The organism is Chryseobacterium sp. 2TAF14, from assembly GCF_052115105.1.
Classification (GTDB): Bacteria; Bacteroidota; Bacteroidia; order Flavobacteriales; family Weeksellaceae; genus Chryseobacterium.
In genome coordinates this window covers 1-10,699 of sequence record NZ_JBFRGA010000079.1, presented here as the reverse complement: position 1 = coordinate 10,699, position 10,699 = coordinate 1, and the positions used below count along the sequence as shown (strand labels likewise).

Below are 10,699 nucleotides of genomic sequence, written 5' to 3'. Positions count from 1 at the left end.
GACCCATGTTGGCTCGTTATGGTGAAGCTTATATGCCAACTCCGGGAGGCGATAAAATCGGAAGAAGAAGATTAGATACTCACTTTCAAGGTTTGGTAGAATTGGGAGCAGAATTTAATTATGATGAAGAAGAATATTTTTATTCATTAAAAGCGAAAGAGCTTAACGGAAAATTTATTCTTCTGGAAGAAGCTTCTGTAACCGGAACTGCAAACATCGTAATGGCTGCAGCTTTAGCGAAAGGAAAAACCAGAATCTACAACGCAGCGTGCGAACCTTACCTACAGCAACTTTGTAAAATGCTGAACAGAATGGGCGCGAATATTTCAGGAATCGGTTCAAATTTACTGACGATAGAAGGAGTGACTCATTTAAGCGGAACTGAGCACACCATGCTTCCGGATATGGTTGAAATCGGCTCGTGGATTGGTCTTGCTGCGATGACAAAATCTGAAATCACGATTAAAAATGTAAACTGGAACCAGCTGGGAGTTATCCCAAATACATTCAGAAAATTAGGAATCCAATTGGAGCAAAGCGGTGATGATATTTACATTCCGTCTCAGGAACATTATAAGATTCAGAAGTTTATCGACGGATCTATTCTTACGGTTTCAGATGCACCTTGGCCAGGATTTACACCAGATTTGCTTTCTATTATTTTGGTAGTGGCAACACAGGCAAAAGGAAGTCTTTTAGTACACCAGAAAATGTTTGAATCGAGATTATTTTTCGTTGATAAATTAATTGATATGGGTGCTCAGATTATTTTGTGCGATCCGCACAGAGCGACTGTTATCGGTCTAAACCAAGAATCTCCGCTTCGTGGAACGACAATGGTTTCCCCGGACATCAGAGCAGGAAATGCGCTTTTGATTGCAGCACTTTCAGCGGAAGGAAAATCGATCATTCACAATATCGAGCAAATTGACCGCGGTTATGAAAATATCGATGGAAGATTGAAAGCGATTGGAGCTGATATTGAGAGAATTTAATGTAGGAATTAGGAATTAGGAATTAGGAATTAGGAATTAGCAAAATTACTTTTTACTTTTTACTTTTTACTTTAATAAAGAAAATCATAAAAAAACCGTTCAGAATAATATTTTGAACGGTTTTTCTTTTTTTAAATTAAACTTAAAATCTGCTTAATTTACTTAATCTGCGAGAGATTTATTTTTAAATAAAATTAAATTTTTAAAAATCTTGTAGCGACATTTTACCAGCCACCACCGCCACCGCCGCCGCCGCCGCCGCCGGAAAAACCACCGCCGCCTGATCCGGAACCGGAACTACTTCCCGAGCTTGAAGGTTGTGTAGCCGAAGATTGTATCGAATTGGTTAAGCTCGAATTAAGCACACTTGCCATCGCAAAATGATTCATTGATGAACCAACATACCAATTGCTTTGATATTCATAAGACATTTTTTTGAGCAGATCGTCAAATTTTTTGCCCCAAATTTCATCAACTCCCAAAACCATTGCAAAAGGCAATAATTTTTCAAAAGACTGAGGCGTCATTTCCGGGGGATTATGAAATTTAAGCTGTTGATTTTCGGCAGCTCCCATATACATTTTAAAACCATCGATCAGAGATTTTTTTCTCAGCTTTTCTTCTGACGGACGTTTAATTAAAAACTGGTAAATTACAAGTGACATAAAACCTAAGACAATAAAAATATAGCATACATTAAAATTATTGTCAATCGTAAAATCGCTTCCTTTATAAATAAGAACTCCCAAAATCACAAAAGCAACCACTGGAAAAACAAGGAAAATTTTAAATAAACCCGGATAAAATTTAAACAAAACAATGGCAATCACAAAAGCTATCGTTAAAACAGCAAGAATGAAAATTCCTAAAAATACTTTTTCAAATTCCGGGAAGATGGTAAAGCTTACGAAAAGTCCGAGAAAATAAACTCCTAAAATAACCAGAATCGGTAAAATCAGTTTTTTAGAATTATTTCCTTCATTCAGCATTTTGTCGTGCTGAAATTTTAATGCAGACTGAAAACTTCGGACTGTCTGCTCAATTTTAGGATCATATTTTCCGTCAAATTTTATGCTGTCTGAAATATTGGAAAACAGGCTGTTCATCAGGTTAATTTCCTCTTTTGGCAAATTCTGATCTGCGTTTTTCAGCTTTTTCACAGTAAACTGTTTCGATTTAAACAAGCCAAAAACTCCTGAATCTTCGTTTTCAATAATCTGCACATAACCTTTTACAGCTAAATTAACCAAAGCCGCCGTGAGATATTTATTTTTAAAATTTTCGGAATGAATAAAGCCTAAAGAAGCCGGCGAAAGATCATCCGGTGAATTAAACTGCGGATAAACCGTAGGTTTTTCAGGATCAACTCCATATTTTTTCCAGGTTGAATAGTAATAAAACAACAACCCTAAAAAGATCACGATTCCCGCAATGAGAATCCCGAATTTCTCGAGAAAAGTTGGTGGCGGCGGCGGAATCATAATTCCTTTTTTAAAGCCAACTGCAATCGTCAAACCTTCACCAGATCCTAAATCTTTTGCGCTCCACTCAATTGAATGTTCAGAAAGAACTTTAGCCAGACAATCCTGAGAAGTACTTCCGTAACCGCCTTTGTAACAAGAATTCTGAATAATTCCGGCTCCTTGCGGAAGATTTACCGTTGCCGAAATACTGTCAACCGGAAAATTCCATTCGTTGCCATTCACATTCCAGTACAGCTCGTCATATTTTTCAAAAAAACCGATTTGCTTTTCTGTGGTGTAGTTGATTTCATAATCGTAATCTCCCGGAGATAAGATGACATCTTTATTTCCTACATAAATTTTGAGATAACCGTCTTCAATTTCTTCATGAAAATCTTCATCAACACCGTTCTTCTTAACGGAAACGATATTATATTTTACCTTCTGCGTTCTGTTATTCAGGTTTCTCACCAAAGGAAGCGAGCGGAAAATCCCACGTTTGATTTCGTTACCTTCGCTGTGAACTTTTATTTTTTCGGTAATATTGAGTCCTAAATTTTTATCAACATTTATATTCGCATGGAAATTAAGAATACGCTCTGTATTGTTGGCAATTGCCAATTGGTCGGGAATTACAACCTCATCCTGCGCAAAACCGAGAGAAATGAAAATGAGAAAAAGAACTGCTAAAATCTTTTTCATTCCTTAAAATTTTACTGATGGAACTTCTCTGTCGGCAATATTTTCAAGCTCGAAGAATTTAGATTTTTCAAACTTATACATATTTGCGATAATATTGCTTGGGAAAGACTCTACCAAAGTGTTGTTTTCTCTTACCGTTCCGTTGTAATATCTTCTGGATTTTTCAATATCGTTTTCTATGGAAGTTAATTCTGCCTGCAATTGCTGGAAGTTGGCGTTAGCTTTCAGATCGGGATACTGCTCTGCAACGGCAAATAAATTTACCATTGCCTGATTAAGATTTTTCTCTGCAATCTCTTTTCCTTCCACAGAATCTGCACTTACCGCCAGATTTCTTGCTCTTGTTACATTTTCAAGGGTTTCTCTTTCGTGGGTAGCGTAACCTTTTACGGTTTCTACCAAATTAGGAATCAAATCGTGACGTTTTTTGAGCATCACATCAATACTGCTCCACGCTTCCTGAACAAGATTTCTGAGTTTTACCAGACGGTTGTAAACAGATACTCCGTAAAGCAGCGCAAGAACCAAAACGCCACCAATAATAAGTGCAGTCATAATTTTGTAATTTTATTTAGATTAAAAATAAACTTTTTCTCGGAGAATTGAATAAAATCTACAATGAATATTAATTTAAATTCCGTCACTTCGAGTAGATTTTGAAAAAATCGTATCGAGAAGTTGATAACAAAAGTTCTCGATACAAATTCCTCCAGAATTTTACTCGAACTGACGTAATTCAAAATAACCTTAACGTAAATTAAATTTTAAAAAAAAGCGCTCAATAAATTGAACGCTTCTCAAACTATATGGACGTACAGCTTTATGAATATTTTCTGCAGGTATATTCTACAGTGGTATTCAAGAGTTTATTTTTATTCAGGAAAAATTCCAGTTGCTGAGATTCTTCCTGTGTTGCATTGATGTATAACTGAAATGAGCCAAAATTGTTTCCGTTCATATACTCCACATTTGCGCTTAAAACTTTGTAACAAATTCCCATCTGCTCGTAAATAGCATTTAAAAGATGATCGAATTTCATTTTCCCGTTCAGTTCCACTTCAAGAATCAATTCTTTTCTGACAAGGGTTACATTTTTTGGCAAAGCCTGCAAATTGCGTGTAATCATAACTAAAACATTTTTGATTAATACTACTTTCTGAATTACATATTTTTAAATATTTACTCATTTATTCTTTGACAAAAGTATAAAAAATTATTAGTCTACAAAATTAGTAGGGTAATAATTTTTAATTTTAACAAAAAAAAGAGAAGCTTTTCAGTTTCTCTAATCTTTGTATCTGTTTAAACAGTAAAAATGCCACGAATGCACGAATTATTAAAAAAAAAATATTATTATTTAATTTGATTTAACTCAAATAAAAAAAATTCGTGTATTCGTGGCAAAAAATAGATCATTACAATTCTTTTATTCTTTCAATTTTATCTGAAGCAGCCAAACCATTCGGGTTACAGCCCAATTCACCTTCRGGAACCTTTAGATTTTTCCTAGCATAAAACTCTTCCCAAAATGCATTTGTTTTCCCGGTTTTAGGATCAATGAAAGTCATTGGTTCAAGGATGAAGATTTTGTCTTTTCTGAATGCTCTTTCAATAAAATCTGAGCAATAGTAAGAATTTTCATCTAAAATATAATTGAAATTGTAAGGCTTTCCCAACATAGAATTTGCCTTTTCTATTGCATCAGGAATATTTTTTTGGAACGCAGGTTTTAATCTGTAAACAATCACTTTTTGCCCGTCATTTTCCTGATCTTTTAAAAAATCATTTAAATTCTGTTTTTGCGAACCTTCTTTGGGAGCCGCATGTAGAACAAAGACGCCGGTTTTGTCTTTTTGTAAGATTCCGATATGGTCAAACGAAGCATTTTCCTGTTTTTGGGTTACGTTATTAATCGCACCCGACAAACCATTTTGTTTTGCCGTCACAAATAATAAATCGCCGTTTTTTAAACCTAAAGCCTGAGAATTTCTGCAACCTGAAAAGAAAATCAGAATYGAGAAATAGAAAATCAGTTTTAATGAAGATTTATTTTTTAAGATTTGTTTCATAAGTATCGATCCATTCTTGTACTGTCATTTTTTTACTCAGCTCGGCAATTAATTCGAAAGGAATTTCATCCATTTTTTTGAAACGGATACAAGATTTCCCCATATCAAGCTTTCTTTTTGAATGTTTCGGAAATTCTGTCACAAACCAGTCTAAAAGTTCCGGCTTGGCGTACATTCCCATGTGATACAAAGCGATAAAATTTTTCTGGGAAGCCATTCCCATAAAAGGAAGCGGCGAGCCTGGTGTACAATGATAACCTGCAGGAAAAGTTTCTAAAGGCACGTTCCAGCCAATCATTCCGTAGCTGATGCCGGTTTTAAAACCTTTTGGTAAATTGTCATTCACCGTATTGTACATTTTTTTGAAAACCTCCTGTCTTTCTTCAGGAATTTTTGAGATATAATCTTCTACTGAGATGGATTGAATTTGCATCGTTTCAATTTTCAACAAATTTAATAATATGGCTTTGATTAAATTGAAATTTCATTAAAAATAAAGCAGAACTGATTATACATCGCTTATTACTAAAATTTGTCTTGTTTTTTGCGCTAAGTTTTTGTTTGAAACCATTTTGATTTTAGGGTGCAGAGAGTTGCGACAAGTCACTGAATAAGCAGACTTCATATAAAATCACATATCAYTACGCTCTTAGTAATTAACAATTTAAATTAAATGATACTCCTGAATTCAGGTTAAAATAAAAAAACAGCCTTACATAAATGCAAGACTGTTAAAAAAATAATTCAAAAATAATTTACTTTTTAATGGCTTTCACAGTATTTTGAGAACCGTCTTTGTAATACATTGTAATCAAATAAAGTCCTGAGTTTAATGAGCCTAATCTAATCTCTTTAGTAGGATTTTCAATGGTTTTCACATTTCTTCCCGTTAAATCGAATACTTTTACGGTTTTTAAATCTTTCGTTTCAGAAATATATATTACATCACTGAACGGATTCGGATAAACAGAAACCTCTTTTTTAGCTGAAGCTTCGGAAGTCGATAAATTAGGATTTTGTTTTACTTCAATATTATCTAACAATAAATCATCATAAAAATAAGCATTACCAGCAACATCCTTATCAACAGTAAATCTAACCTGAATAGTCGTTCCTGTATAAGAAGCCGGCAAAGGAATTCCTACCGTTCTCCATTGACCAGCATTTGAGCTGTCAGCAAATAATGATACCCAACCACTTCCGTTATTCACTTCCACAATAAGCTTATTATCGGCATATGTTGATGGTATTATACTTGAACTGGATGATGAATGATTTTTATACCACTCAAAAGAAATATAAGGCTGCGTCAATCCTGTTAAATCTATAAAAGGAGTAAGCAATTGAACTGCATGCACCCCATCATAAGGCGAACTTGCATCTACCCAAGCATATGTTCCTGCTGTTCTTCCGTTAAATGTTGTACTCACACCATAACCCGGACTTCCGGAAAATCTCCAGAATGCATAAGTTCCGGTAGTTGTAGGATTCAGATTCTGCCAACAGTTTGGAAGAGTTCCATTATCAAATGTTTGAGTGAAAGGAGCGGTTACAGTAGCACATTCGGTAGTAAATGTTGAAATAAACGACCATTCGCTTACATCATTTGCAGAACATTTTGATCTAACCCAAACATAATAAGTAGTCACTGCTGACAAACCGCTCAATGGTGCAGAAGTCGTAGCAGAAGTTGTAGAGTTTGTAGGGGTTAAAACAGTCGTGGAAGTAGGAGCTGTATTTGTTGTACTGTAATATACTTCATATCCACTTGCCGGAGCAGTAGAAGGCGCCGTCCATGAAACAGTAGCAGTATTAGCAGTAATTGCAGAAAGCGTTACCGCTGTAGGAGGAATGCACGAAGGAACCGGTTCCCATACAACATCATCATAATAATAACTTTTTCCGTCTGCAGTATTTTTAATCGCCAATCTTGCATTTGCAGGAACTGTAGAAGGAACAATAACCGTGTATTGAGGATTTGAACTTGTATAATTTGTATTTGCTAAACTTAAAGCCTGTAACAAAACAAAAGTACTTGCATCAGAAGGATTGGTAACATATCCTACATTTAATGTTCCTGTAGCAGTATTCACTCTTGCATTGAATTTCAGCCAATGAGTTCCTGCGTTGACATTACTAAATTCCGGTAATACAGCAACAGTAGGATTCTGTGATGTAGTACTGTATTGATAGATATTTCTCGTTCCCGACGCCGGAGTCGTAGAACTTATTGAAAGTGTTCCGTTTGTATTTACAAGTCTAACCCAGCAATCCGGTAATGTAGTTCCCGTAGTATAAGAATCAAAATTTTCGGTCATTGCTGTCATAGGACCACAAAGTGTTTTAAAGCTTCCTGAAAAAGACCATACACTTTGTCCTGTAGTTGTATTACAGTTAGATCTTACCCAAACGTAGTACGTGGTGTTTGCCAGCAAACTACCAACTGAAGTAGAAGTTCCTGATACATTATTAACAAGCGGCGCAGTAGCCGAAGTAGGTTGTGTAGAGCTTGTACTGTAATATACAGAATAGCTGGTTGCCTGCGTACTTGGCGATGCAGACCAATTAACCGTGGCTCCGTTTGATGTAATATTTGTTGCAGCCTGCACTGTCGGAGGCATACAATCAGAATAAACATCGGCAGCAAAAGCAAATACAAGACCGATACCGGGACCCGAATTCTTTGTTACAGAAACACTCTGGATAAGTTTTGCCTGGTTGGCTGCATCTAATGAAAACTGATGCTGATACAATCTTGGATTATTGGCAGGATATTCTATTACATCAGTAGATCTTTTAATTCTGTTTATCCCCTGAATTGCAGCATTAGCTCCTCCATGCCAGTCTACAACATTTACGGGTGAAAAAACCTGAGTTGTATTATCCGTAAAAGTAACTGTAAGAGTAAGATTATTAGTAACACTCCCTGAGCTTCCCGTTGTAGCAAGCATATACAGTTTGGTAGCAGCAACAGGATTGGTAAAAACCAAAGTTCCAGAATCATTGGTAGCAAGTCTAAGTGCATTATTACCACTCAGGTTTCCAAGCTGGTAAGAAAGTAGCGGTGTAGAAGGTATTATAGAATTGATAATACCGTTTGCTGGAACCCCTACTGCTAAAGGTGTAGCACTTGCATTTACCTGAAATCCTTCTGCTACAAAGGTGTTATCAACACCATCTGTATCATGGGTGGTAGACAACAGTGATGGTCCTACTCCATTTGCAATAACGTCTGCATTGAATCCAGACTGAATTGGCATAGGGTGAAAATTTTGTGCAAATACAAAAGATCCCGCAAGAAGACCCATTGCACTTAGCAACGCCGATTGTTTTCCTTTCATAAATTATTTATTTTATTTAGTTCGGCGTAAAACTATGAATTAAAATTAAAATTGCAATATTTATTTTAAATTATTTTTAAATATATTCAAATATTAACACAATACAAATAAAACATAATCGGTTACACAGATAAAATGATTTATATTTTAGAATTATTAACACAGATATAATAAATCGAGTTTTCTTAAAAAATTATCATCAACATCCATTCAGATATATTCTTTTAGGCCGAAATATTTTTGTTATTTTTGTGCTTACAAAATTCAGACAATGCCAAACATTTCAAACAGAGCACAACAGATGCCGCCATCACCGGTTAGAAAACTGGTTCCTTTTGCCTTACAGGCCAAACAGAGAGGCACAAAAGTATACCACCTTAATATCGGGCAACCAGATATCGAAACTCCTGAAACCGCTCTGAATGCTTTAAAAAACATTGATTTAAAAGTTTTGGAATATGCTCTTTCAGAAGGGAATATTGAATACAGAAAAGCGCTTACAGAATATTACCATTCTTTAGATTTTACAGACCTTACTCCTGATAATTTTATTGTAACAAACGGTGGATCTGAAGCTTTAAACTTTGCCATTTCCACTCTTTGTGATGATGGTGATGAAGTGATTATCCCGGAACCTTATTATGCAAATTATAACGGTTTTACAAGCACATTCAATGTAAATGTGGTAGCAATCCCTTCTTCTATTGATACAGGTTTTGCTCTTCCTCCGATTGAAGAATTTGAGAAGAAAATTACTGCTAAAACAAGAGCAATCGTTATCTGTAACCCCGGAAATCCTACAGGATATCTTTACACTCGTGAAGAGCTTCAGAAGTTGGCTGAGATTGCTTTAAAATATGACATCGTTGTTATTTCTGACGAAGTTTACAGAGAATATGTTTATGACGGAAAACAACAAGTTTCAATGCTTGCTTTTCCTGAATTAAGCGAAAACTGCATCATCATTGATTCTGAATCTAAGCGTTACTCGATGTGTGGCGTAAGAATAGGATGCATGATTACCCGTTCAAAAAAAATTCGTGATGCTGCAATGCTTTTTGCTCAGGCAAGATTAAGCCCGGTACTTTTAGGACAAATCGCAGCAACTGCCGCTCACCAAAATGATGGAGCTTACATCAGAGCCGTAAGAGAAGAATATACCCACAGAAGAAATGTTTTGGTTGATTTGCTGAACGCAATCCCGGGAGTAATCTGCCCAAAACCAAAAGGTGCATTTTATTGCGTTGCCGAACTTCCGGTAGACGATACCGAAAAATTTGCACAATGGCTTCTTGAAAAATACACTTTGAACAACGAAACCATTATGGTTGCTCCTGCAGGAGGATTCTACAGCGATCCCGAGTTAGGAAAAAAACAGGTAAGAATTGCTTACGTTCTGAAGGAAGATGATCTAAGAAAAAGTGCAGAAATCCTGAAAAATGCACTTGAAAAATACAAATTAGAGTTTAATCTTTAATCTAAAAATATGTCGGCAGTAAAAATAGATGATTTGAAAATTTTCGTTTCAATGTTTTTACTGCTGATTTTTTTTTCGTGCAGTGAAAAAACTGCTGGCAAAAATCCTACTCCTAAAAACGAAGAGATTACATTAATTGGCCTGTCGGAAATTGGCGGTCAGTCGGGATATTACAAAGTAGTAAAAGTCACAAAAGATTCAATTCACTTTGAAACCGGAGCAACCTCAACAAAAAAGCACAAAGAATGGCATTCTGCCATAAAGCCGGAAAACTGGAAAAAACTGGCTTCGTCTTTTAAAATCAAGAATTTAGACAGTATCAAAAGCTCACCAAGTATTCAGCCGATTGACGGAATTGATGAAAGCTTCCAGATTAAAACCAATAAAAAATCTCATGTTTTCGTTAATTCGCAAAGCGACATTCATTACAGTCAGTTTGCCCGTTTCAAGCAGGAGCTTTTAAAAATTATTCCTCAGGAATATCAATAACTTTCTCAAATTAATTCTAAACATTTACTCAATCCAATGCAGGAAAATTTTTCACTAAAACCTTTCAATACTTTTGGAGTAGAAGCAAAAGCAAAATATTTTGCAGAAGTAAATACTGCAGAAGAATTAATCGAAACACTCAAACACTCCCACCCTCAAACAC

Annotated in this window: 9 protein-coding genes; 3 read left to right on the top strand and 6 right to left on the bottom strand. The window is 35.6% G+C overall.

Annotated features, from left to right (window positions below):
- Window positions 1–995: UDP-N-acetylglucosamine 1-carboxyvinyltransferase (locus tag AB4Y90_RS09980; RefSeq protein ID WP_441557337.1), on the top strand; the 995-nt coding region annotated here is incomplete at its 5' end.
- 224 nt (window positions 996–1,219) lie between these two features.
- Here AB4Y90_RS09980 and AB4Y90_RS09975 read toward each other — a convergent pair.
- From AB4Y90_RS09975 to AB4Y90_RS09950, 6 genes are all read right to left on the bottom strand, one after another.
- A complete protein-coding gene (locus AB4Y90_RS09975) occupies window positions 1,220–3,160 on the bottom strand; it encodes a DUF2207 domain-containing protein (protein WP_441557335.1) in 1,941 nt (646 codons plus the stop codon).
- A gap of 3 nt (window positions 3,161–3,163) precedes the next feature.
- Window positions 3,164–3,715: a LemA family protein gene (locus tag AB4Y90_RS09970; RefSeq protein ID WP_441557334.1), complete on the bottom strand. Its 552-nt coding sequence runs from the start codon at window positions 3,713–3,715 to the stop codon at window positions 3,164–3,166.
- 265 nt (window positions 3,716–3,980) lie between these two features.
- Window positions 3,981–4,286, bottom strand: a complete 306-nt coding sequence (locus AB4Y90_RS09965; protein ID WP_441557333.1) for an NIL domain-containing protein — start codon at window positions 4,284–4,286, stop codon at window positions 3,981–3,983.
- Between the two features lie 289 nt (window positions 4,287–4,575).
- Window positions 4,576–5,229: a YiiX/YebB-like N1pC/P60 family cysteine hydrolase gene (locus AB4Y90_RS09960; protein ID WP_441557331.1), complete on the bottom strand. Its 654-nt coding sequence runs from the start codon at window positions 5,227–5,229 to the stop codon at window positions 4,576–4,578.
- Window positions 5,207–5,662: a DUF1801 domain-containing protein gene (locus AB4Y90_RS09955; protein ID WP_441557329.1), complete on the bottom strand. Its 456-nt coding sequence runs from the start codon at window positions 5,660–5,662 to the stop codon at window positions 5,207–5,209. Before AB4Y90_RS09955 ends, AB4Y90_RS09960 begins: the two co-directional genes overlap by 23 nt.
- Window positions 5,663–5,984: 322 nt before the next feature.
- Window positions 5,985–8,570 carry a fibronectin type III domain-containing protein gene (locus AB4Y90_RS09950; RefSeq protein ID WP_441557327.1) on the bottom strand — a complete coding sequence of 862 codons (2,586 nt, stop codon included), beginning with the start codon at window positions 8,568–8,570 and terminating at the stop codon, window positions 5,985–5,987.
- Between the two features lie 271 nt (window positions 8,571–8,841).
- Between AB4Y90_RS09950 and AB4Y90_RS09945 the strand changes: the two genes are divergently transcribed.
- Both AB4Y90_RS09945 and AB4Y90_RS09940 read left to right on the top strand, forming a co-directional pair.
- On the top strand, window positions 8,842–10,047 hold the full coding sequence (locus AB4Y90_RS09945) for a pyridoxal phosphate-dependent aminotransferase (protein ID WP_441557325.1): 1,206 nt from the start codon (window positions 8,842–8,844) through the stop codon (window positions 10,045–10,047).
- A 9-nt stretch (window positions 10,048–10,056) separates the two neighbouring features.
- Window positions 10,057–10,536, top strand: coding sequence for a hypothetical protein (locus tag AB4Y90_RS09940; RefSeq protein WP_441557324.1), 480 nt, complete (start codon window positions 10,057–10,059; stop codon window positions 10,534–10,536).
- Window positions 10,537–10,699: the final 163 nt, after the last annotated feature.